The sequence below is a fragment of the Vibrio nigripulchritudo ATCC 27043 genome, assembly GCF_000222685.1.
Taxonomy (GTDB): domain Bacteria; phylum Pseudomonadota; class Gammaproteobacteria; order Enterobacterales; family Vibrionaceae; genus Vibrio; species Vibrio nigripulchritudo.
This window is the reverse complement of sequence record NZ_AFWJ01000057.1, coordinates 20,086-42,437: the sequence shown is the minus strand read 5'-3', so window position 1 is coordinate 42,437 and position 22,352 is coordinate 20,086. Positions and strand designations below refer to the sequence as shown.

Annotated in this window: 21 protein-coding genes; 8 read left to right on the top strand and 13 right to left on the bottom strand. The window is 45.6% G+C overall.

Annotated elements, in window-relative coordinates; all coding sequences use genetic code 11:
• Positions 1 to 13 precede the first annotated feature (13 nt).
• From RH89_RS06900 to fldA, 3 genes are all read left to right on the top strand, one after another.
• A complete protein-coding gene (locus RH89_RS06900) occupies positions 14 to 781 on the top strand; it encodes an alpha/beta fold hydrolase (protein ID WP_004400556.1) in 768 nt (255 codons plus the stop codon).
• Positions 782 to 875: 94 nt separating this feature from the next.
• Positions 876 to 1,097, top strand: coding sequence for a DUF2788 domain-containing protein (locus tag RH89_RS06895; RefSeq protein WP_004400554.1), 222 nt, complete (start codon positions 876 to 878; stop codon positions 1,095 to 1,097).
• 53 nt (positions 1,098 to 1,150) lie between these two features.
• Complete coding sequence (gene fldA / locus RH89_RS06890) at positions 1,151 to 1,684, top strand: flavodoxin FldA (RefSeq protein WP_004400552.1); 534 nt, start codon at positions 1,151 to 1,153, stop codon at positions 1,682 to 1,684.
• Positions 1,685 to 1,715: 31 nt separating this feature from the next.
• Here the strand turns inward: fldA and RH89_RS06885 are convergent, their stop codons facing one another.
• Positions 1,716 to 2,198, bottom strand: coding sequence for a DUF4442 domain-containing protein (locus RH89_RS06885; RefSeq protein ID WP_004400550.1), 483 nt, complete (start codon positions 2,196 to 2,198; stop codon positions 1,716 to 1,718).
• A 176-nt stretch (positions 2,199 to 2,374) separates the two neighbouring features.
• Between RH89_RS06885 and fcrX the strand changes: the two genes are divergently transcribed.
• The gene (gene fcrX, locus RH89_RS06880) at positions 2,375 to 2,827 is read left to right on the top strand and encodes a ferric iron uptake transcriptional regulator FcrX (protein ID WP_004400548.1); all 453 of its coding nucleotides are present in this window, start codon (positions 2,375 to 2,377) and stop codon (positions 2,825 to 2,827) included.
• A 140-nt stretch (positions 2,828 to 2,967) separates the two neighbouring features.
• Here the strand turns inward: fcrX and glnS are convergent, their stop codons facing one another.
• Both glnS and nagE read right to left on the bottom strand, forming a co-directional pair.
• Positions 2,968 to 4,638 (bottom strand): glutamine--tRNA ligase, encoded by a 1,671-nt coding sequence (gene glnS, locus RH89_RS06875; protein ID WP_004400540.1) that lies wholly within the window; start codon positions 4,636 to 4,638, stop codon positions 2,968 to 2,970.
• 175 nt (positions 4,639 to 4,813) lie between these two features.
• On the bottom strand, positions 4,814 to 6,379 hold the full coding sequence (nagE, locus tag RH89_RS06870) for an N-acetylglucosamine-specific PTS transporter subunit IIBC (RefSeq protein ID WP_038145181.1): 1,566 nt from the start codon (positions 6,377 to 6,379) through the stop codon (positions 4,814 to 4,816).
• Between the two features lie 256 nt (positions 6,380 to 6,635).
• On the opposite strand from nagE, the gene nagB reads away from it, so the two are divergent.
• The 4 genes from nagB (at position 6,636) to RH89_RS06850 (ending at position 11,662) form a co-directional block, all read left to right on the top strand.
• Positions 6,636 to 7,439, top strand: a complete 804-nt coding sequence (nagB, locus tag RH89_RS06865) for a glucosamine-6-phosphate deaminase (protein WP_004400538.1) — start codon at positions 6,636 to 6,638, stop codon at positions 7,437 to 7,439.
• Positions 7,440 to 7,452: 13 nt separating this feature from the next.
• Positions 7,453 to 8,589 carry an N-acetylglucosamine-6-phosphate deacetylase gene (gene nagA / locus RH89_RS06860; RefSeq protein ID WP_004400537.1) on the top strand — a complete coding sequence of 379 codons (1,137 nt, stop codon included), beginning with the start codon at positions 7,453 to 7,455 and terminating at the stop codon, positions 8,587 to 8,589.
• A 2-nt stretch (positions 8,590 to 8,591) separates the two neighbouring features.
• Positions 8,592 to 9,806: a DNA-binding transcriptional regulator NagC gene (gene nagC / locus RH89_RS06855; protein ID WP_004400536.1), complete on the top strand. Its 1,215-nt coding sequence runs from the start codon at positions 8,592 to 8,594 to the stop codon at positions 9,804 to 9,806.
• 272 nt (positions 9,807 to 10,078) lie between these two features.
• A complete protein-coding gene (locus RH89_RS06850) occupies positions 10,079 to 11,662 on the top strand; it encodes a cation:proton antiporter family protein (RefSeq protein ID WP_004400535.1) in 1,584 nt (527 codons plus the stop codon).
• A gap of 39 nt (positions 11,663 to 11,701) precedes the next feature.
• Here the strand turns inward: RH89_RS06850 and RH89_RS06845 are convergent, their stop codons facing one another.
• The 10 genes from RH89_RS06845 to RH89_RS06800 form a co-directional block, all read right to left on the bottom strand.
• Positions 11,702 to 13,153, bottom strand: coding sequence for a flavin-containing monooxygenase (locus tag RH89_RS06845; RefSeq protein ID WP_004400534.1), 1,452 nt, complete (start codon positions 13,151 to 13,153; stop codon positions 11,702 to 11,704).
• Between the two features lie 33 nt (positions 13,154 to 13,186).
• Complete coding sequence (locus tag RH89_RS06840) at positions 13,187 to 13,945, bottom strand: SDR family NAD(P)-dependent oxidoreductase (protein ID WP_004400533.1); 759 nt, start codon at positions 13,943 to 13,945, stop codon at positions 13,187 to 13,189.
• Positions 13,946 to 13,977: 32 nt separating this feature from the next.
• A complete protein-coding gene (locus tag RH89_RS06835; RefSeq protein ID WP_004400532.1) occupies positions 13,978 to 14,928 on the bottom strand; it encodes a carbohydrate kinase family protein in 951 nt (316 codons plus the stop codon).
• Positions 14,929 to 14,939: 11 nt separating this feature from the next.
• Positions 14,940 to 15,923, bottom strand: a complete 984-nt coding sequence (locus RH89_RS06830; RefSeq protein WP_004400531.1) for an ABC transporter permease — start codon at positions 15,921 to 15,923, stop codon at positions 14,940 to 14,942.
• Between the two features lie 10 nt (positions 15,924 to 15,933).
• Positions 15,934 to 16,938, bottom strand: coding sequence for an ABC transporter permease (locus tag RH89_RS06825; RefSeq protein ID WP_004400529.1), 1,005 nt, complete (start codon positions 16,936 to 16,938; stop codon positions 15,934 to 15,936).
• A complete protein-coding gene (locus RH89_RS06820) occupies positions 16,935 to 18,449 on the bottom strand; it encodes a sugar ABC transporter ATP-binding protein (RefSeq protein WP_004400527.1) in 1,515 nt (504 codons plus the stop codon). The genes RH89_RS06825 and RH89_RS06820 overlap by 4 nt, the downstream gene beginning before the upstream one ends.
• A gap of 75 nt (positions 18,450 to 18,524) precedes the next feature.
• Positions 18,525 to 19,523, bottom strand: coding sequence for a sugar ABC transporter substrate-binding protein (locus RH89_RS06815; RefSeq protein ID WP_004400525.1), 999 nt, complete (start codon positions 19,521 to 19,523; stop codon positions 18,525 to 18,527).
• Between the two features lie 67 nt (positions 19,524 to 19,590).
• Complete coding sequence (locus RH89_RS06810; RefSeq protein ID WP_022551343.1) at positions 19,591 to 20,247, bottom strand: L-fuculose-phosphate aldolase; 657 nt, start codon at positions 20,245 to 20,247, stop codon at positions 19,591 to 19,593.
• Positions 20,248 to 20,254: 7 nt separating this feature from the next.
• Positions 20,255 to 21,043, bottom strand: coding sequence for an SDR family NAD(P)-dependent oxidoreductase (locus tag RH89_RS06805; protein ID WP_004400521.1), 789 nt, complete (start codon positions 21,041 to 21,043; stop codon positions 20,255 to 20,257).
• Positions 21,044 to 21,410: 367 nt separating this feature from the next.
• A complete protein-coding gene (locus RH89_RS06800; protein ID WP_004400519.1) occupies positions 21,411 to 22,271 on the bottom strand; it encodes a GntR family transcriptional regulator in 861 nt (286 codons plus the stop codon).
• Positions 22,272 to 22,352 lie beyond the last annotated feature (81 nt).

The window sequence follows — 22,352 nt, the reverse complement described above, 5'->3', positions numbered from 1 at the left end:
AGATAAAGAGAAAATGTCATCACTTTTGAATTATAAGTTGCAAGGCGAAGGACAGACGATCGTCTTGCTGCATGGATTGTTTGGCAATCTGGATAACCTAGGATTATTGGCCAGAGATTTGGTTCAGGATCATCAGGTTCTGTCTGTCGATCTTCGCAATCATGGTCTTTCTTTTCACAGTGAAAGCCATACCTATGAAGAAATGGCAGAAGACGTAAAAGCACTCCTTGAACATCTGAACTTAAGTAATGTGATTCTTGTCGGTCATTCCATGGGCGGAAAAGTTGCCATGAAACTCGCATCGCTTATTGAAGACAAAGTGAAAAAGCTTGTTGTTTTGGACATGTCACCAGTCGCGTACACTGAATCACGTCACGACAACGTTTTTGCCGGGCTTCATGCAGTTGAAAATGCAAAACCCTCAAGTCGCTCAGAAGCGATGAAAGTCATGGCAGAACATATCGAAATGGAAGGCGTGCGTCAGTTTCTTGGTAAGTCGCTCTACAAAGAGAGAGATCACCTTGGCTGGCGTTTTAATGTTGAGTCGTTATTCTCTAACTACAGAAACATCATAAGTTGGGAAGAAGCGAAAGCCGTGCAGACGCCCGCATTACTTATTAAAGGTGGAAACTCAGATTATCTTACTGAAGCACACCAGCCAGCAGTAATGCGACAGTTCCCAAATGCCAAAGCACACGTTATCGCGAATACGGGGCACTGGTTACATGCGGAAAAGCCGAACGACGTGCTGAGAGTGATGCGCCGATTCATAGCCGCATAGGTAACATTTTGCGCCTATTGGAGAATCCTTCTCATTAACTTTGGGTCGCAACAGTGATATAGTGCGCCCAGCAAATTTGACTACAAGGAACGTCATGCTCTACGACTACATCAATATGCTAGAGTCCATAGGCTTGGACCTTTTGTTTGCATCGATCTTCTTTTTTATCGGAATGGCAATCAAAGACGTATTGAAACAAGGTAATGTCCCACCGTTTGGGCGTCGTATTGTATGGCTAGTTCTTTTCTTAGGTTGCGCCGGATTCATCGCAAAAGGGCTTATCCAGCTGAGCTGGGAAGGCACTGGTTTGGGTTAACCAGGCGACCTCAGATTTAATTTAAAAACCGTCACTATATAGGTACTGATTCTATGGCAAGTGTAGGACTCTTCTTTGGTAGCGACACAGGTAACACTGAAGCCGTTGCTAAGATGATTCAGAAACAACTAGGTAAAAAGTTGGTTCACGTACAAGACATCGCGAAAAGCAGCAAAGAAGACATCGACAACTTTGATCTTCTTCTACTAGGTATTCCAACTTGGTATTACGGTGAAGCACAATGTGACTGGGATGATTTCTTCCCAGAGCTTGAGCAAATCGACTTCTCGACGAAACTCGTGGCTATCTTTGGTTGTGGCGATCAGGAAGACTACGCAGAGTACTTCTGTGATGCTATGGGCATGGTTCGCGATATCGTTGAAGCGAAAGGCGGAACAATTTTGGGTCACACTTCAACTGAAGGCTACGAATTCGAAGCATCCAAAGGGTTGGTAGAAGGTGACGACTCTCTGTTTGTAGGTTTGTGTATTGATGAAGATCGCCAACCAGAACTGACAGACGATCGAGTAAAAAATTGGGTTGAGCAGATACACGAAGAAATGTGTCTTGCTGAACTAGAAGACTAAAAGTAAATACCTCCCAATTGGGAGGTATTTTTTATTCTGAACGATATTCCGGACGCTTCCTCACATACAGTGTCCTCTGTACTTCAGACACGACATCCCCTGCTTCATCTTTAACGTAAACCATAAACTCAGGAAAACACTTTTCACCATTTGCGGTTTTACTGTAAATGTCATCAAGCATGTTTTGAGAAATTTGAAAGTCCGCATAAAGCGCACTTTTCCCAGGAGCAATAAAATTGATGCTGGCTTCCTTATCCCAAACAAAATACTCTTCACCCAAGATACCTATCAACATCAGCGAATACACAGGATCGGTCAGAGAAAAAATCGAACCTCCATATTGAGTTCGGTTTGCGTTCTTATTCCACCACCTCAATTTAAGTTTCACTTTTACTGTGCGGAAATCTTTGCTGATAGATAGTATTCTGATTCCAGCTCCCCAGAATGGCGGCCACAGATTCAGCGCAAATTTAACAACGCCGGGTTTGTACACTCGGCTCAAGCTTTTATGCATAAGTATTGTTATAAAGTTGTAACTGGTCGGATCTCAATATCCGTGATTTGAGGCAGATTTACAAGTTTTCTTTATTAACCGTTTGAACTTCGTGGTTTATTGTTACGTTTTACTATCCTATAATGCTATTAACTACGACTTCTGTATTTTGCTGCAGATCATCTACAGGAAAGAATATGCCAGATAATAACCAAGCTCTAAAAGAAGCTGGACTAAAGGTTACGTTACCGCGATTAAAGATCTTAGAGGTACTTCAACAACCTGACTGCTCTCACATCAGTGCAGAGGAACTGTACAAGAAGCTGATCGATCTCGGTGAAGAGATTGGGCTAGCGACTGTATATCGAGTTCTTAACCAATTCGATGATGCTGGCATTGTAACCCGACACCACTTCGAAGGCGGTAAGTCTGTTTTTGAATTGTCCACTCAACACCACCACGACCACTTGGTCTGTCTTGATTGCGGTGAAGTGATTGAGTTTTCTGACGAAGTGATTGAAGAAAGACAAAGAGAAATAGCAGCCAAGTACAACGTCGAACTGACGAATCACAGCCTGTACCTTTACGGTAAGTGTGGTGACCGCTCTTGCAAAGACGATCCAAACGCGCACAAGCCGAAGAAAAAGTAAGGCAAAAGCACCGAAAAAGCCGAAGGTTTTAACGCCTTCGGCTTTTTTATTGCTCAATTTTCATACTCAAGCCTGGTTTGTTACAGAAAAAAGGGCGCAAAATGCGCCCTCTTATTTTTTATCTTGAATTAAGTTAAGTCTTATTTAGACTCTATCTTAGCCCAAGTATCTCTCAACCCAACCGTTCGGTTGAATACTGGGCTTTCTGCTGTTGAATCTTTTGAATCTGCACAGAAATAACCGGTACGTTCGAACTGGTAGCCCGCTTCTGGCTTGGCATTCGCTAGACTAGGCTCAACCACCCCCTGCATTACCGTGAGTGATTCAGGGTTGATAGTAGAAGCAAAATCGTCCGCTGCAGCAGGGTTTGCGACTGAGAATAAGCGATCGTAAAGGCGAATTTCTGCTGAAACGCCTTTCTCCGCTGAAACCCAATGAATCACCCCTTTGACTTTACGACCATCAGCTGGGTTCTTACCCAACGTTTCATTGTCGTAAGTACAGAAGATAGTAGTGATATTACCTTGCTCATCCTTTTCAATGCGCTCGGCTTTAATCACATATGCGCCGCGTAAGCGTACCTCTTTACCCAGTACTAAACGCTTGTACTTCTTGTTTGCTTCTTCGCGAAAGTCCTCTTTCTCGATATATATTTCACGAGTAAATGGCACTTCACGTTCACCCATTTCTGGTTTGTTAGGGTGATTAGCCACAGTCAGAGTCTCAACTTCACCTTCAGCGAAGTTTTCAATCACCAGCTTCACTGGATCCAAAACCGCCATAGCACGAGGAGCATTTTCATTAAGGTCATCGCGAATACAAGATTCCAAAGAACTAAACTCGATCATGTTCTCTTGCTTAGTCACACCAATGCGTTTGCAGAACTCACGAATAGAAGCAGGAGTAAAGCCTCGGCGACGCAATCCGGAAACCGTTGGCATTCGCGGGTCATCCCACCCATTCACTAGGTTTTCGGAAACCAGCTGGCTCAGCTTACGCTTGGACATAACCGTGTATTCAAGGTTCAGACGGCTGAACTCGTACTGGCGTGGCTGACATTCGATTGAAATGTTATCTAGCACCCAGTCGTACAAACGTCGGTTATCTTGGAATTCCAGTGTACAAAGCGAGTGCGTAATACCTTCCAACGCATCCGAGATACAATGCGTAAAATCATACATCGGGTAGATGCACCACTTGTCACCAGTTTGATGGTGTGTGGCAAAGCGTACGCGGTATAGCACTGGATCACGCATAACCATAAAGGAGGAAGACATGTCGATTTTCGCACGTAGACATGCTTTCCCTTCTTCAAAACCGCCATCGCGCATTTTTTCAAACAGCGCTAAGTTTTCCTCAACGCTGCGGTCGCGATAAGGGCTAGGCTTACCCGGTTCTTTCAGAGTACCTCGGTACTCGCGGATCTGCTCAGGACTTAGCTCTTCGACATACGCTAAGCCTTTGTTAATTAATTCAACTGCATAACCGTAAAGTTTGTCGAAGTAGTTTGAGGAGTAACAGATATCCCCATTCCACTCAAAGCCTAACCAGTTAACATCATTCTTAATCGACTCGACGTATTCGATATCTTCTTTTTCAGGGTTAGTGTCATCAAAACGAAGATTACACTGTCCCTGATAGTCCTGAGCAATACCAAAGTTAAGGCAGATAGATTTAGCGTGACCGATGTGCAGATAACCGTTAGGTTCTGGCGGGAAACGGGTGTGCACGCTGTTATGTTTGCCTTCCGCTAAATCCTTATCAATGATTTGACGGATAAAGTTCGATGGACGAGCCTCAGCTTCACTCATCTATAACACCTCTATGTATTTAAGTATTGTCAGAATGGTTAATCGCTAATGATCCACCATTCTCACGAGATACACAACTGCCTCAAACACTTTATTGCCAAATTTCGTTTTGAATGGTTAAAAAAAATGCCTCCCGATGGGAGGCATTTCTTGAACTTGATTTCTTAATCTGAGATTAAGGAAGTTTTACATCAGATAGGTCTTCACCTGGACCGATGTTTTTCATTTCACCAGCAACGATTTCTGCTAGAGGACCTAGGATAACCTGAAGGTTGTTTTCACCTAGTTTAACCACACCTTTCGCGCCAAGCTTCTTAAGAACAGCTTCATCAGCTAGAGAGCGGTCTTTAAGAGTTAGACGTAGACGAGTGATACAAGCGTCGATAGTTGTTAGGTTTTCGTGACCGCCTAGAGCTTTCAGGTATTGACGAGCTAGGTCACCTTTAGGTGCTTCACCACCTGCAGCAACTGCTTCTTCTTCGTCTTCACGACCTGGAGTCTTCAGGTTGAATGCGCGGATTGCGAACGAGAAGGTTACGAAGTATAGAGCGAACCATGCTAGACCAAGAGCTAGTAGAACTAGAGGCTTAGTTGCGATACCGAAGTTCAGGATGAAGTCGATAGCACCACCAGAGAATGTGAATCCGTGTAGAGTACCGAACATGTTCGCTACTACTAGAGCTAGACCAGTGAATGCTGCGTGTACTGCGTATAGAGCAGGAGCTAGGAATACGAACATGAATTCCATTGGCTCGGTAACACCTGTTAGGAATGCACAGAAACCTACAGAGAACAGAGCACCAGAAACTTGAGCACGTTTCTCAGCAGGAGCTGCTAGGTACATTGCTAGTGCTGCACCTGGAAGACCGAACATCATTACCATGAAGAAGCCGTTCATGAATACGCCAGCGCCTTTATCGCCTGCGAAGAAGCGGAATAGGTCACCAGACGCTACTGTTTCAGTTACTTCTTTAACAGTTGCAACGATTTCTGGAGTTACAGAGTTAGCGAATTCAAACGTGTGCTGTTGACCAACTACTAGTGTTTTAGCAACTTCAGGAGTTACACACACTTTAGTTAGGTCTAGAGCTTGACCAGCAGCCTGAGCACCAGTGATTAGGATTTCCTGACAAGAACCTAGGTTGAACCAGAAAATGTTGTTCACAATGTGGTGTAGACCGATTGGAATCAGAAGACGGTTTAGGAAACCGTAAGCAAACTGACCAAAGCCACCAGAAGAAGATACGCCTTGTGCTAGTGCGTCAAGACCACCCTGGATTGCAGGCCATACGTAACCTAGAACCGCACCTAGTACTAGAGCGAAAAGACCAGCCATGATTGGAACTAAACGTTTGCCAGAGAAGAAAGCCAACCATTCTGGTAGACGCGTTGCATTGAATGCATTGTATGCGTGACCAGCTACGATACCCGCTAGGATACCACCGAATGCCTGAGTGTTGATGTCGGCATTGATTGTTGTTGCAGTTGCGTTAGAAACGAAGTAAGCCACTGCACCAGCTAGACCAGCTGCACCGTGACCGTCTTTAGAAAGACCGATTGCGATACCGATTGCAAAGATAACTGGTAGGTTACCGAAAACCGCACCACCTGCTTGCGCCATGAAAGCGATATCAAGCACGTCACCTTGTCCCAAACGCAGTAAAAGACCTGCTATTGGAAGCACTGCAATAGGAAGCATCAAAGCTTTACCTAATCTCTGCGCATATCCAAGTATATTCACCTTAAGTTCCCCCTATAGGATTTTTTTGTATTAGATTTGAGACACTTTTTTTAGTGGCTCAATTTAGTCGTAGTCAGTTTATGACATTAATTTTGCTCCGCAAATTAAAACCTTTTCATTTGTGATCCTAATCACCCGTTTCGGGTAAGGGCAAAGGATTTTGCTAGCGAGATCATAAAACTTATTTTATCATTCAAAACAAATGCCCCAGGGCGCCAAGTTTTAATCATTTACTGTATAAATTTGAGGTATCACCGTGAGATTAATTCCACTAAATACAGCTACTGATGTTGGCCTATGGTCTGCACGTCATATTGTTAACCGAATCAATGCCTTCCAGCCAACTGCGGACCGTCCATTTGTACTAGGATTGCCTACCGGTGGTACTCCTCTGAACACTTACAAGCGTCTAATTGAACTTCATAAAGCTGGCGAAGTAAGCTTCAAACACGTCGTTACTTTCAACATGGATGAGTATGTTGGTCTTCCATCTGACCACCCTGAGTCTTACCGCTCTTTCATGTACAGCAACTTCTTCAATCACATTGATATTCAAGAAGAAAACATCAATCTTCTTAACGGCAATGCTGAAGATCAGGAAGCTGAGTGCCAACGTTACGAAGATAAGATTAAATCGTACGGCAGAATCAACCTGTTTATGGGTGGTGTTGGTAACGATGGTCACATCGCTTTTAACGAGCCAGCATCCTCACTTTCTTCGCGTACTCGTATCAAAACTCTGACTGAAGATACACGTATTGCGAATTCTCGTTTCTTCGATGGCGACATCAGCCAGGTACCAAAATACTCACTGACCATTGGTGTAGGTACTCTGCTTGACGCTGAAGAAATCATGATCCTAATTACAGGTCATAACAAAGCACTAGCACTAGAAGCAGCAGTAGAGGGTTCTGTTAACCATCTGTGGACTGTATCTGCACTTCAACTTCACCCTAAGTCAGTGATCGTTTGTGACGAGCCTGCAACTCAAGAATTAAAAGTGAAGACGGTGAAATACTTCCAAGAGCTTGAAGCAGAAAATACTAAAGATCTTAAATAAGGGTTATTACACTATGTATGCGCTAACCAACTGTAAAATTTATACTGGTAGCGATGTGCTGGACAATCATGCCGTTGTTGTTAACGGAGCAAACATTGAATCTGTTTGTCCAGTAGCTGAGCTTCCTGCAGACATTAAAACCATTGATCTGGACGGTGCAAACGTCAGCCCTGGTTTTATCGACCTACAGCTAAATGGCTGTGGTGGTGTGATGTTAAACGATGAGATCACTGCTGAAACCATGCAAATCATGCATGAGGCAAACCTGAAATCAGGCTGCACAAGCTTTCTGCCAACTCTGATCACTTCTTCAGACGAAAACATGCGCCAAGCTGTTGCAGCAGCTCGTGACTACCACGCGAAGTATGAAAACCAGTCTTTGGGTCTTCACCTTGAAGGTCCTTACCTGAATGTCATGAAGAAAGGCATTCACAGTGTTGACTACATTCGTCGCTCCGACAGTGACATGATTGACTTCATCTGTGAAAACGCAGATGTAGTGACTAAAGTGACACTGGCTCCTGAGCAAAACGATCCTGCGCACATTGAAAAGCTAAGCGAAGCGGGTGTTGTTGTGGCTATTGGTCACAGTAACGGTACGTATGCAGAAGCTCGTCAGGGTTTTGAAGCTGGTATCACTTTCGCTACTCACCTATTCAACGCAATGACGCCAATGGCGGGTCGTGAACCAGGTGTTGTTGGCGCAATTTACGATACGCCAGAAGTATACGCGGGCATCATCGCTGATGGTTTCCACGTAGACTACGCCAACATCCGAATTGCTCACAAAATTAAGGGCGAAAAGCTCGTATTAGTGACCGATGCCACAGCTCCGGCAGGCGCAGATATGGATCACTTTATTTTTGTAGGCAAGAAAGTATATTACCGAGATGGCAAGTGTGTTGATGAAAATGGCACACTCGGCGGCTCAGCACTAACAATGATAGAAGCAGTACAAAATACAGTTGAGCACGTTGGGATCGCTTTGGATGAAGCTCTACGTATGGCCACTCTGTATGCTGCACGCGCTATCGGTGTAGAAGACAAACTTGGCCGAGTTAAAAAAGGTATGGTTGCTAACCTTGCTGTATTTGACCGTGACTTCAATGTCAAAGCGACAGTAGTTAACGGACAATACGAGCAAAATTAAGCATGAATGGCGGACAAATAGGTAACGTAGACTTAGTCAAACAACTCAACAGTGCAGCGGTTTACCGCTTGATTGATCAGCAAGGTCCTATTTCACGGATTCAAGTCGCTGATGTAAGTCAGCTTGCTCCGGCAAGTGTTACTAAAATAACCCGCCAGCTATTGGAGCGCGGCCTGATTAAAGAGGTCGCGCAACAAGCCTCCACAGGTGGTCGAAGAGCCATCTCCCTCACGACAGAAGTCGAACCTTTTCACTCTATCGCGATCCGTGTTGGTCGTGATTACATCCATTTCAGTCTGTACAACCTTGGTGGCAAAGAACTGGTGAATCATTATGCACCGTTCATCTACCACAACCAGACCGAGTTAATGGAAGGTCTGCTGGAGCAGATTCGAAATTTTATTGAAGAACACAAAGAGCGTATCGAACAGTTAATCGCTATTGGCATTTCATTACCGGGGTTGGTCAATCCTGAAACTGGTGTGATCGAATACATGCCGAATACCGACATCGATAACCTGGCTCTGGGTGATGTCGTCCGCGATACGTTCAATGTTGAATGCTTCGTTGGAAATGACGTTCGTGGCATGGCACTGGCTGAACATTATTTTGGCGCAAGCCGAGATTGCCAGGACTCCATTCTGGTCAGTGTCCATCGCGGTACTGGTTCTGGAATTATTGTCAACGGACAAGTGTTTCTGGGTTTTAACCGAAATGTCGGAGAAATCGGTCACATTCAGATCGATCCATTAGGCGAACAATGCCAGTGCGGAAATTTTGGTTGCCTTGAAACTGTCGCTTCTAACCCTGCTATTTTAGAGCGAGTCAGAACTCTATTGAGCAAAGGTTACCAGTCTAGCTTGAGCAATATATCGAATCCAACCATGGACGATGTATGTCAGCACGCCCTAAAGGGTGATGAGCTCGCTAGCCAAAGCCTGATAAAGGTAGGTAACCAGTTGGGTAAAGCGATTGCGATTACCATCAACTTGTTTAACCCGCAGAAAATCATCATTGCGGGCGACATTACGAAAGCACAAGACATTGTATTCCCGGCGATCCGTAAAAACGTGGAAACACAATCGCTTAAAACCTTCCACACCGATTTGCCAATTGTTGCTTCGGAACTTGACCACCAACCAGCCATGGGTGCTTTTGCAATGATTAAGCGTGCTATGCTGAATGGTGTTTTGTTACAAAAATTACTTGAAGAATAAAAGTTTGGTGGAAAAATAGCGTTCAGGCGCTAAACAAATGGGTCGTCTAGCGCGACCCTTTTTTGTATCTGCTCTATATTAATACCAATCGTAGCAAGTAATTGCTCATTCTAGCTTGTTGAAACACTCGATAACTACGTTAAAAAATTTGATTGTAGAATGGCTACTTATCGAAATTTTTTGCTTTGTTCTCAAGCGTTTTTCCTACGCTATTTCTGAACACCTACTTACTGTGATTGGTATAACAACAACTCAAATTAGCTGGCTTTTCAATGGAACTCATTTTTATTTCGGTTGCGTTCATTGCAGGTTTCGCCGCTCTGAAGTGTAACCTTCCACCTTTGGTTGGTTTTTTGCTCGCGGGGTTTGCTCTTAATGCTTATGGCTTTGAAAGCAACGACACAATCACCACTCTGGCAGACCTGGGTGTCACTCTTCTACTGTTCACCATCGGGTTGAAACTCGATGTTAAAACCTTACTCGCCAAAGAGATATGGCTAGGGGCAACGGTTCACAATCTTATCTCGACCGCTTTTTTCACCGTTGCGCTGATTTTATTGAAGACTCTTGGCGTGGGTACGCTTGCCGGCATCGGTATCGAACAGCTTGTTCTGCTTGGCTTTGCCCTATCGTTCTCCAGTACCGTATTTGCGGTGAAGAGCCTTCAGGAGAAAGGTGAAATGAATGCCACTTATGGCACGCTTGCCATTGGTATTCTGGTTATGCAGGACATTTTTGCGGTGGTTTTCTTAACCGCTTCTACAGGAAAGATTCCTGAGTGGTATGCCATTTCTCTCTTTATTCTGCCGTTCCTAAGACCGCTATTCTATAAGTTGCTCGACTGGGTAGGTCATGGTGAGATGCTGGTGTTATTTGGCATCTTCTTCGCTCTGGTCGTTGGCGCAGGGCTATTCCATATAGTTGGAATGAAAGCTGACCTGGGTGCACTGATCCTTGGAATGATTCTGGCTGGGCACAAGAAGGCTTCTGAACTGTCCAAATCCCTTCTTAATCTGAAAGAGCTCTTTCTCGTCTGCTTCTTCCTGAACATTGGTTTAGCAGAAGAACCGACGTTGACCGGTCTGTCTTTAGCTGTGCTCTTTATGCTGCTTCTTCCGGTGAAAGGGATTCTTTATTTCTTCACTATCAACTTCTTCAAATTCCGAGTCCGTACCTCTTTGCTGGCGTCACTGACGCTATTCAACTACTCAGAATTCGGGCTTATTGTCGGAGGTCTGGCATATAAGATGGGGTGGCTTCCTGGTGACATTCTTGTCTCAATTGCCATTGCAGTGTCCATTTCATTCGTCCTGGCTGCGCCACTAACCCGTGCTGGTCATGAAATTTATCAGCGTAGTGCTAAATGGCTAAAAGAAGCCGCCGCAGAAAAACTTCATGCAAGAGACCAACTGATAAACCCAGGACATGCACAAGTACTGATATTAGGCATGGGTCGTATTGGCACTGGTGCTTACGATGAAATAAGAACACGCTATGGAAAGGTGAGCCTTGGCGTCGAAGTCCGCGCTGATGCAGCTGCCACCCATCGTAGTCATGGCAGGAACGTGATTGAGGGCGATGCAACCGACCCGGATTTTTGGGAACGCATTCTAGATACAGCAAATGTTAAGTTGGTCTTGTTAGCCATGCCTCACCATTTGGGTAATCAGCTCGCGTTAGAGCAATTACAACGCAAAGACTTCAAGGGGCAAATTGCAGCGATCGCAGAATATTCTGATCAGCTCAATGAGTTGACTGAATTGGGTGTCGACGCCGCTTTCAACATCTATAGCGAAGCAGGTAGTGGTTTTGCACGCCATGTGTGCGACCAGCTCAAACCTGAATTTAAGCTGTAAAAAAACCGAGTGCCCAAGTGATGAACTTGGGCACTCGGTTTAATCATTTCTTAGAGACGTGGGCTTAACACCATACAGGCGAGACTCTTCTAGTAATTGCTCATACGCGTTATCAAGAGCATCAGTACCAGCAAGTCTGAATGTCAGTCCCGTTACCGCATGCTTGCTCAGCAATTCCTCAACCAAAGGCGTTACACTCCCGGTGGGATCGCTTTTGTTCAGACGGGCAAATTTAATCGCCATTAAGTGCTGATACAAAGTTTCACCTTTCTTTTCCTTGCATACCTGACAAGCTTTCATCAATGCTTGCTCCTCTGGAATTGGAACCGTTTTTCCCCAAGAGTAGGCTATGTACCTGGCTTGCTGTTCTAACACGGGGAAGTAAGGCCCTATTTGCCCCCACTGCCCCATAAATGCCATTCCGGGAAGCTTGGGTGAGAAAGTATGATCAGCCAGAGTGATATGCATTCCGTCGACTTCTAGGTCTCTTTTCAACTCGTCAGAGAAAAAGTCGAGATTCAGGCGGTACCCAGTACCAAAAATAACACCGTCTATTTCTTCATGGCTACCATCCAGAAAATGCACCTGATTATCACCGAATTTCTCAATCCAGGGTTTACAAGTGATTCTCCCTTCAGCGACTAAGTTCAGGTAATTCTGGCTCCCCGTTGTACCTGCAATTCTGACGTCTTGGTCTGGCTCGGGTGCGCCATACCAAGCAGGGTTTCCTGAGTACGTTAAGATGAATTCTCTGGTTGCCTGTGCCCATTCTTCTGAGCTCGCCTGCTCTTGAAAAAGTGCACCACCTCTCGTAAATGCATAGCTTTCTACAGGAACGCCTGCAACAAGCTTTGGCATAATGTAGCGCTGTCTTCTCATCGTAGTAATGACTTTGCTGGCGCCCAGCATGGCAAGATCAGACGCAATCTCAAGAGAGGAGATATTGCCACCAGCAATTAAGACACGCTTCCCCCGATAGAATTCGGGATCCTTGTAGTGAAAGGCATGAACTGAACCGCACTCTCCACTGAATGTGTCCAGCCCCTTAATTACTGGAATATTTGGTCGGTTAAACGCTCCGGTAGCGATAACAACTTTATCGAATTGTTTGGAAAATACTCCCTGATCTCCTTCGAAAGTGAGCTTCCACCCATTATCCAAACAATCTACAGACCGCAAGCTGGTATTCAGTGAAACGAAGCCAGAAAGCCCAAAGTATTCGAGATAGCAGGTCAGGTATTGTTTGATTTGATCGTTTCTGGGGAAAATAGGTACATCCACGTCATGATCCAAGTCGGAAAAGCGGGTGACCATGCGAGCCGTATTTGTGCGCATTGTCGACCAGACACCAGATTTGGGGTTATCTGCCGCCCACTGACCACCGATGCGGCTGTGGCTTTCATAAATTTCTGGCTTAAAGCCCTGAGACTGTAAATAACGGGCGGCGACAATCCCACTTGGACCGCCTCCAATGATTGCAACAGCTTCCATCTGTCTATCTCCTAAAACGCAGGCTCTGTTGCCCTAGTGGAAGTAAATACCACCACAAACGTTTAACGCTTGTCCGGTGACAAAATTGCTGAGTTCTGAAGCGAAAAACACAGCAGGGCCGACCACATCTTCAGGCGCACCAAGCCGTTTAAGTGCTGCCACCTCCTGCCAGTGTTTTATGGCTTCATCGGATCCCAGATTATTTTTCCCCATCTCTGTCAGGATGATTCCTGGGCAAATTGCATTGACTGTAATGCCAAATTCCCCCACTTCCTGCGCATAGACCCGGGTTAGGGTAATGACCGTTGATTTGGTGGCGGCATAATGCCCCTGAGTCGCTACTCCCTGACGACCCGCAATGGACGCAATATTGATTATTCGCCCGAAGTTACGTTGCTTCATATGAGAAAGAATGGCATTGGTCATTAAAAGCACCCCTTTACCATTCACATCAAAGTGAGCGTCCCAGTCTGCCTCATCGAGGTCTTCTAGTTTTGAAGGCTTTAGAATCCCTGCGTTGTTAACAAGAATGTCGATTTCTCCAAATTCTTGTAGAGCCTCACCGATAACATCTTCCACTTGCTTTTTATTCGTCACATCCAGACTGTAGGCAACGCACTTACGCCCCGTTTCTAGAATTTGTTTCTGAGTCTGCTCTAACTCAACCTGTTGAGATGGAAGATCCGCGATGACGATATCCGCTCCGCTCTTTGCCATCCCAACGGCCAGTGCCCGTCCAATCCCTCTGCTGGCACCTGTTATCAATGCGACTTTGTTTGTTAACTCTGACATTCTGTTCATCCTTGCCTGTCGAGCTGAACGCTCTAATGGTTTTTCAGTGACCACTGGTTCATGGCATTCAACGTATCGTCAAACGAAACTAGCTTGCCGTCTGACCCTAGCCCCATTGCCACTTTGGCAGCCACTGCATTGGCGAAACGCGCACATTCTTTAATGCCCCACCCCTTGGACAAACCAACTATGATGCCCGCCGTGAAGCTGTCGCCACACCCTGTGGTATCCACTACCTTAATATCGTGGGCAGGCAGTGAAAAAGGGGCTCCCTGTTCAGGTAATACATAAACCCCATCGCCCCCCATGGTTAAGATGACGTTTTTAACCCCTTTTTCTTTAAACCACTTTGCAACCAAAATGTGATCATCCATGTTCGCCATTTCTGACGCTTCTTCTAGTGAAGGCACAAAGTAGTCAATGTAGGGCAAAAGTGGCTCCACCAAAGCTGTTGTTTCAGGAGTCGCCTGAATCAAATCAAAAGTAGTGATTCGACCAAGCTCTTTGGCTTTTTTGATAAAATTCAGCGTCTTCTCGCCATCAAAGTTTTTTAGAAGACCAGTCCCACCAATATGAATAATCTGCGCATCGAGAGCAACGTCCAGATCTTGCTCATGGACATCAAACCTTGTTGCGCTGCCGGGCACATGCAATGCAGGGCGTTCCCCATTCGGTCGAATTGGCAGGATAGTAGCAGAGGTCTGGGTGCTACTATCGACCCTGACCAGTTCCGTATCCAATCCAAACCTTTTCATTTTGTTTATCAGAAAGTCACCCAGATCGTCGTTCCCAACTGTGGTCACCATACGAGTTTTTAATCCCAAAATGGCGCAATCAACCGCTGTCGCTGCCGCCGTTCCTGCGACTGTCATGCGGATCTCCTCAATAAAATCAGCTCTTCCTCCCTCTGGGATATGAGTGACCGGACGCCCCAAAATATCGAGGACAGCAAACCCTACCGCACTTACATCAAACTTCGTCATGCTTTATTTCCTTATTCAGCTTGTTTTCGAAGCCCAAACGACATGCCTAAAACCACAAATACCAGCACACCTATTCCGACCTGTTGCCAGAAAAAATTCCATCCCATCAGGAGTAATCCATTGCGAAGTACTGCCAGAAGCAACACACCCAGAATCGTGCCGAGAACAGTCGGCTTTCGCTCGGCACTGATAGCCGTTCCGATAAAGGTGGCGCCTATGGCATCCAGAAGAAACGCGTCACCAGCTAACGGAACGTAAGAACGCACAGTCGACGACAGTAAGATTCCGGCAATTCCGCACAGAACGGCACTGGAAACAAACACCATGGTGAGTTGAAAAGGCACTCGAATCCCTGAATATTTCGCCACGCCAGGCTGAGCGCCCAGAGCACTTAAATAACGTCCAAACTTCGAACGGTGAAGGGCGATGTAAACGGCTACAACACAGACAATCAGAACGATAACAGGTGTTGGCACTCCCAAAAGTGAAGTGCGGGAGATGGCTTCAAATGGGGCGGAATATTCTTCTCTGGTCAGATAGATGGGCACTCCGCCCTGTGTTGCCAGTTGCTGAATGGATTTACCAATAAAAAGCACGCCCAAAGTGGCCAGAAACGGGTCAATTTTCAATCTGTTAATGAGAACTGCGTTTAGCAAACCTACCGCTATCGCCGCACAAATCGCCACTAAAACGCCATTAATTCCAGAGAAACCCGCGGCAATCATCATGATGAATGCCATGGAAGAAAGGTCGATTGAGACCCCTACGGATAAATCAATCCCCCCAGATGCGATCACTATCGTCATGCCAAGAGAAACGATAGCCAGAAGAACAACTTTATTGACCACCAGATTGGTCAGATTCTCGAAATTTAAAAACCCCTCTGCAAACACCGAAAAGCCGACTATTACCAAACCAAATGCCACAATGACAAAGTAGTTGGAAAGCCTTTCTAGAGTAAATGGTCGGTCCGCGTGGTTAGATTGAGCTGTCATTTTCATCTCCTCAAGACTTTTTGGCGAATGATGTAAAGGCAACCACGATTAGAATCAACGCGCCCTGCACACCGCTTACCCAGTAGGAGGAAATACCCAACAACTGGAACCCATTTGAAAGTGACCCAATAAACAGAACGGCAATCAACGTTCCACCAATGGTAGGTACAAATCGCCTTGAAAATACCGCGCCTAACAGTGCTGCTGCCAATACGGGAAGAAGCAGAAGGCTGGTCCCCGGAGTTGACGCGCTAAGGCGAGCTACAATCAGAATGGAAGTCACGCCCGCAGCAAAGCCAGAGAACAGATAGCTGCCATAGATGTACCGCCCAGTGTTAATACCCGCGGCTTTTGCAGCTTCAATGTTGCCTCCAACGGCATACATTCGAAGCCCCAAAGGACTAAAGTGCATGACAGCTGAAACCAGCACAGCCCCGGCAATAAGGCACCATGACAAACTGCTGATACCAAGAAAGCTGCCAAAAGTGAGAAGATCCAGCAGTGGAGACTCTGCGCCAACGACGCTATTTTGAGTAACCACCAGCTCCAGACCAGCGGCTATATTCATGACTGCCAACGTACTGAGCAAAGGCAAAATTTTTAGAGTAACCACCGCAAAACCATTAAGCAGCCCGACAAGTAAACCCGTCGTTATAGTCAGAGGGATCGCCTGAATATCGGTATAACCATTTTTCAGCATAACGGCGTAAACGGCAGAGCAAAGACCCGCATTAGCAGCAACAGAAAGGTCGATCCCCCCTTTTTGTACGTCGGTACCCGTCGCGACAAATACGACCGTCATGGCAAAGGCAAGAAAGCCGAGAATGGCAGACTGCTCAACAATGTTTTGTAGGTTATATGCAGACGTGAACCCCCGAGCAGAAAGAGCGAAGTAGATCATAATCCCTAGCAATGCGACGAAGGCACCCAGGCGTATTGCCAGCTTCTGGACTGAGAATACTTTTTGTGGTGTGGTCTGAGCCTTAATTTGAGAAACGGTGGTACTGCTGCTCATGCATGACTCCTTTCACTGTTGGTGAGCTGCCCTGATGCCGCTGCAAGCAATTCTTCGGCGTTGATTTCTCCCTTGCGATATTCGGCGATCATCTCTCCTTTGTAGATAACCAAAATTCGATCGCACATCTGGGTGACTTCTTCAAAATCAGAGGAAACAAACAAGATTGATTTCCCCTCTCCTGCCAGTCGGTTAATCAAATTGTATATTTCGACTTTTGAGCCAACATCAACCGCTACAGTAGGCTCATCGAGCAGATAAACCCGGCTGTCTCTTGAAAGCCATTTAGCCACCACAACTTTCTGTTGGTTGCCTCCTGATAAATCCCTCACCGGGGTCTGGCTGCTGGGAGTTTTAATATCCAGTTCAGAAATCGACTGGTTAACAGCATTCAGTTCAGCGGCTCGATTGACTAACCCGTTTGTACTGAAATTGCTGACCGATGCCAGAGAGATGTTTTCACTAAGAGGCAAACTGACGGCAACCCCATGGGCACGCCGATCTTCTGGAAGCATCGCTATGCCTTTCTCCACGGCGTTAACTGGGCTGGAAAAATGTTGTTTTTGACCGTCTAAACGAATTTCCCCACTGTCGGGAGACTGCAAACCAAAAAGTGTCTGAAGCAGTTCTTTATCACCAGAACCAAGGAGACCAGCAATCGCGACTACCTCCCCAGCGTGCACGTTAAAAGAGATGTCATGATAGTGATCTTTGAGAGACAGGTTTTCGACTTCCAATACTGATTGCCCCAAAGTTACATCCCGGGGAGGATACATTTCGGAGGTATCGCGATTGGTCATCATTTCGACTATTTTTTCAATCCCTACCTCTTTAGGTGTTACTTCCCCAACATTCTCCCCATTACGTAAAATGGTAACTGAGTCGCAAATCTCCATGATTTCAGACATATAGTGAGAAATAAAAATAATGGTAATCCCGTCATTTTTCAGGCGACGAAGCACCTTGAACAGGCTGTCGACTTCTTTGGTGACCAACGCCGCAGTAGGCTCGTCCAATACCAGAATCTTGGCTTTCTGAGCCAGCGAACGCGTGATTTGAACAATTTTTTGTTGCGCTGTAGAGAGGTCTGAAATTAAAGTGGATGGTTCAAGATTCAGATCGAAATATTGTTTAAGCAATAAGCCAGCATCAGCATTCATCTTTCTATGATTGATAAAAGGACCAAATCTGGGTTCATTTCGAAGAAAGATGGCTTCAGCGACTGTCGCGGTGTTAACCAGCAAACGATCCTGATGAATAAAGTGAACACCCACTTCTTCGATCAGCTTTGGAGTTATGGCTGCTAACCTTTGACCTTCAACGATGATGTCTCCTTCATCTCGTTTGTACATACCTGCCAGAATCTTTATTACAGTGGACTTCCCTGCTCCATTTTGCCCCACTAAGCCATGAATTGTGCTTTTGGCTATTTTCATAGACACATCACTGAGCGCCTTGACTGGACCGAATGTCTTAGAAACCCCATTCATTTCTATTGCGATAGAGCTCATATTGTTCTCCCGAATCACCAATCAGAAACATACTGCTGCCTCAGGAGCAGCCAGTATGTTTCTGAACAGTCTGGCTTACTGCGCAGATTCCTGTTCCTTTTTCGCCTTCAAGAATTTTTCTGCCGTGACGTCAGCATTAAGTTTGTTGATTAATACTGCTGGCACCATAGTGAAGGATGGCACTTCTTTGCCATTCAAATAGGCAGCCACTGTACGAGCAGCCTGGCGACCAATTTCATAAGGTTGCTGAGCTACCACTGCTCCCGCTGCAGAATCTGGGTTTGCAACCATCTCAATAAACTCAGGGCTACCATCTACACCATAGGTACGAATGCCTTTACGTTTTGCCGCTTCAATCGCCTGAGTCGCTCCTATCATTGGCACATCCCAACATGCCACGACAGATTTAAGCCCAGAGTCAGGACCATATTTGGTCAGCATGTCTGTCATATCAGAATAGGCTTGCTGAACCGTGTTAGGGATAACATCGCGGAGCTCAGGAGAAATGATCTCGATATCGGGGAAGGACTGGAAAACATATTTGATCTGATCGATACGGATTTTACAGACCGGAACCGAAGCAAACCCATTAAAGATGATCACTTTGCCTTTGGCTTTCATATCGGTAACCATCTGCAAAGCCAGATCTGCACCGATATTGTAGTTGTTAGATGAAGTGTTGTTGATTGAGTGCGCACTAACAGTATCCACCGTGAACAAAGGGATACCGGCTTTGCGTACTCGTTTCAGCCAGGGATCAAGAACATCAATATTCCCTAGCTGTTCTATAATCGCGTCTGGTCGCTGTGCAATTAAGGTTTGAATCTGACTGACCTGAGTCTGATCATTTCGACCAGCATCCAGAGCAATAACTTCCGCTCCAAGAGCTTCTAATTCATCGACCTGCCCCTGATAGGCTTTCAGATCCCAATCGTGGTCAGTCCCAATTACTGTGACACCTACCGTTTTCCCCTTAAGGGGAAGCGCTTCCTTGGCCACACCCAGTGTACTGGCAGACATTGCTGCAACTAGGATAGTGGCGCTTATCATAGTGCTGATTTTATCTGTTAGCATTTTAATCATCCTAATCAATGCTCATGTATGCTGAAAACCGTTTTGGTTTCAGCCCGTTAAACCATCCTCAATCGCCATGCCCATAATTGGTCATTCGATTGATGACGTTTTGAATTTCTTCCTTTGAAAGTAGCGGCGGCTCACCCATAGGTAAGCAACCTAAGTACTGTTTCGCCAGCGCTTCCACTTCAATCGCCAGCCACATCGCTTTATCCAGAGATTGTGCAGTAGCAATCATTCCGTGGTGAGCCAACAGGCAGGCTTTACGCCCTTCCAGAGCTTTAAGTGCATTGTTTGAAAGCGCTTTTACACCGAATGTTGCGTACTCTGCGCAGCGGATATCGTATCCACCTGCTACCGCTACCATGTAATGAATGGGTGGAATATCGCGATTCATAATCGACAGTGTTGTACAAGCTGTCGGGTGAGCGTGGACTATCGCGTTCACATCCTTCTTTTGTCTCATAATATCGATGTGAAAACGCCACTCTGTGGAGGGGACACGATCCCCTTCTATCACGCCATCAAACCCCATCCATACGATGTCCTCGGCGCTCATTTCGTCGTAGGGCAACGACGTTGGAGTGATAAGAATTCCATCCTGATACCGGACTGAGATATTGCCTGATGTCCCTTGATTCAGCCCATTTGAATTCATGGAAATACACGCATCGATAATCGACTGGCGCAATGCCCGCTCATTTTTCGCAATCATATTGGTCATTTTCTACTTATAAACATGTGTACCCACCATCGATAGCAACGATGGCTCCCGTCATGTAACTCGATACATCGGACGCGAGAAATAAAATCAGAGCCGCCACCTCAGACGGTGTCCCACACCGTCCCATGGGCGTCATTTCTATCCATTTATTGAAAAGCTCTGGGCGCGAACGCATCTCAAGGGTCATTTCCGTTGCGATGTATCCAGGTGCCAGCGCGTTTACGCGGATCCCCTTCTGAGCCCATTCCACGGCAAGGGCTTTGGTTAACTGGTGAACCCCTCCTTTGGAAGCCATATAGCTGGACGCAAACTGAGGGGTATTGATGATATTGCCGGACATAGAGCCCATATTGACAATCGCACTGCTTTGGCGCTTTAACATGTGTGTGGCAAAAGCGCGGCAAGCCCAGAATGTCCCGTTCATGTTGACGTCCATTACCCGCTTCCAATTGCGCTCTGCAATCTCGTCAGCTTCATGAAGCTCAGCAATACCAGCGGAATTCACTAAAACGTCAACCTGACCAAACTCATCTGCCACTGCCTCAGCAGCAGACACCACCGCTTGTTCATCAGTAACATCCAGTGCCTGAATAAAAACGCTCCGTTCTGATGAGATGTAGCCCATAGAGGTCAAAGCAGATCGCGCACGTTTCAGAGCCTCGGCATTTAAATCGAGCAGTGCTAAATCTGCGCCGCATGAAGCAAAAGCTTTTGCGGCTTCAAGACCAATGCCACTCCCCGCTCCGACAATGGCAACGACCTTTCCTGAAAAATCAAATGCTCTTTGGTAGTCCATCCGTGACCTCAAATGTAAATATTGAGTTAACCAAAAGATCTTTTATGGTTAATTTTTAACCACTATAAGTGACAGATTAAAAACTTGTCAATCTGGTAAGTACCAGAAATAGAAAAAATCTGAGTATGATCAGAAATAAGATATTTTTGTGATCTTGATCGTTTGGATAAATACAGAAATGATGAAATGGATATCACATGAATGGAGTTGCGTTAGAGCACGCTACTTATTAAAAAGGTTAAGTTATGAAATAAAAATCAATAAGATAGATAAGAAATTGAATTTAAAAGCTATACAAGATGTTGAAAAACAAAAGAGCAGGTCTATTGAATTGGCTCAGATCTACCCATCATTAAGCAGAGGTAGATCAAAGGTGTACATTGCTGGTCGCAACGTGAATTCTGGCGATAGCAGAATTGTAGTAGGCGCGGTAAAACTCTAAAGGCATGTCACTGGAATCATAAGCTATCGATTCGATGGCAATGACAGGTTGTCCATTCTCAACCCTTAGTTTTTTGCAGATGTCTTCGCTTGGTATGACAGCGTTAAGCCAGCGCTCTGCCCGACGTGATACCAACCCATATCTTTCTTTAAGCAATTGGAAAATGGACTGGTCTTCAATATCGATATTTTCAAAGCCCGGCACTTTGTGAGACGGCAGAGAAATGATGGTATGGGTAATCGGTGTATCTTCGAAACTGTATATGCGCTCGATTCTTACGACTTTGCCATCTTTGGGAAGATTAAACACTTTTGATTCGGCTTCATCAGCATTCACTTTTCTGAACTCAAAAGTTTGTGACGTGACCTTATAGCCTCTGGCTTCCAAATCGGAATGCACAGACATGTTCGAAGTAAGAAAATCCGTTTCCATTTTAGGCGGAGCGACAAAAATCCCCGTCCGGGCAACTTTATTCAATAGCCCCTCTGAAGACAGGCTACCCAAAGCAGAACGTATAACGGAGCGAGATACTCCGAGTATTTCACACATTGTCTGTTCTGATGGAAGGCGAGTATTTACAGGAAGTTCCTGACGGTGAATGCTGTCTGCAAGAGCATTTTTAACAGCAAGCCACAAGGGTACGGAAGATTTGCGGTTTGGGAGTAATCCCGCAGCAATCTGATTTAACACTGTAATTGCCTGACTGTTGTTTGCGTCATTCTTTGGTCTTCCCCGACCACGGCTGCCAACGGAAGCAGATTTGTCCTGTTTGTTTACATAACTCATTGACGGCAGTAACTCTCTTGTTTGCGCTCACTTCCTTAAAATTACCCTATCACGCTTTTTCAAGATCCAAAAATACCAACC

Coding starts and splice junctions, on each gene's coding strand:
- RH89_RS06900 (WP_004400556.1), top strand. CDS start 14: ATGTCATCACTTTTGAATTATAAGTTGCAAGGCGAAGGACAGACGATC.
- RH89_RS06895 (WP_004400554.1), top strand. CDS start 876: ATGCTCTACGACTACATCAATATGCTAGAGTCCATAGGCTTGGACCTT.
- fldA (WP_004400552.1), top strand. CDS start 1,151: ATGGCAAGTGTAGGACTCTTCTTTGGTAGCGACACAGGTAACACTGAA.
- RH89_RS06885 (WP_004400550.1), bottom strand. CDS start 2,198: ATGCATAAAAGCTTGAGCCGAGTGTACAAACCCGGCGTTGTTAAATTT.
- fcrX (WP_004400548.1), top strand. CDS start 2,375: ATGCCAGATAATAACCAAGCTCTAAAAGAAGCTGGACTAAAGGTTACG.
- glnS (WP_004400540.1), bottom strand. CDS start 4,638: ATGAGTGAAGCTGAGGCTCGTCCATCGAACTTTATCCGTCAAATCATT.
- nagA (WP_004400537.1), top strand. CDS start 7,453: ATGTATGCGCTAACCAACTGTAAAATTTATACTGGTAGCGATGTGCTG.
- nagC (WP_004400536.1), top strand. CDS start 8,592: ATGAATGGCGGACAAATAGGTAACGTAGACTTAGTCAAACAACTCAAC.
- RH89_RS06850 (WP_004400535.1), top strand. CDS start 10,079: ATGGAACTCATTTTTATTTCGGTTGCGTTCATTGCAGGTTTCGCCGCT.
- RH89_RS06845 (WP_004400534.1), bottom strand. CDS start 13,153: ATGGAAGCTGTTGCAATCATTGGAGGCGGTCCAAGTGGGATTGTCGCC.
- RH89_RS06840 (WP_004400533.1), bottom strand. CDS start 13,945: ATGTCAGAGTTAACAAACAAAGTCGCATTGATAACAGGTGCCAGCAGA.
- RH89_RS06835 (WP_004400532.1), bottom strand. CDS start 14,928: ATGACGAAGTTTGATGTAAGTGCGGTAGGGTTTGCTGTCCTCGATATT.
- RH89_RS06830 (WP_004400531.1), bottom strand. CDS start 15,923: ATGACAGCTCAATCTAACCACGCGGACCGACCATTTACTCTAGAAAGG.
- RH89_RS06825 (WP_004400529.1), bottom strand. CDS start 16,938: ATGAGCAGCAGTACCACCGTTTCTCAAATTAAGGCTCAGACCACACCA.
- RH89_RS06820 (WP_004400527.1), bottom strand. CDS start 18,449: ATGAGCTCTATCGCAATAGAAATGAATGGGGTTTCTAAGACATTCGGT.
- RH89_RS06815 (WP_004400525.1), bottom strand. CDS start 19,523: ATGCTAACAGATAAAATCAGCACTATGATAAGCGCCACTATCCTAGTT.
- RH89_RS06810 (WP_022551343.1), bottom strand. CDS start 20,247: ATGACCAATATGATTGCGAAAAATGAGCGGGCATTGCGCCAGTCGATT.
- RH89_RS06805 (WP_004400521.1), bottom strand. CDS start 21,043: ATGGACTACCAAAGAGCATTTGATTTTTCAGGAAAGGTCGTTGCCATT.
- RH89_RS06800 (WP_004400519.1), bottom strand. CDS start 22,271: ATGAGTTATGTAAACAAACAGGACAAATCTGCTTCCGTTGGCAGCCGT.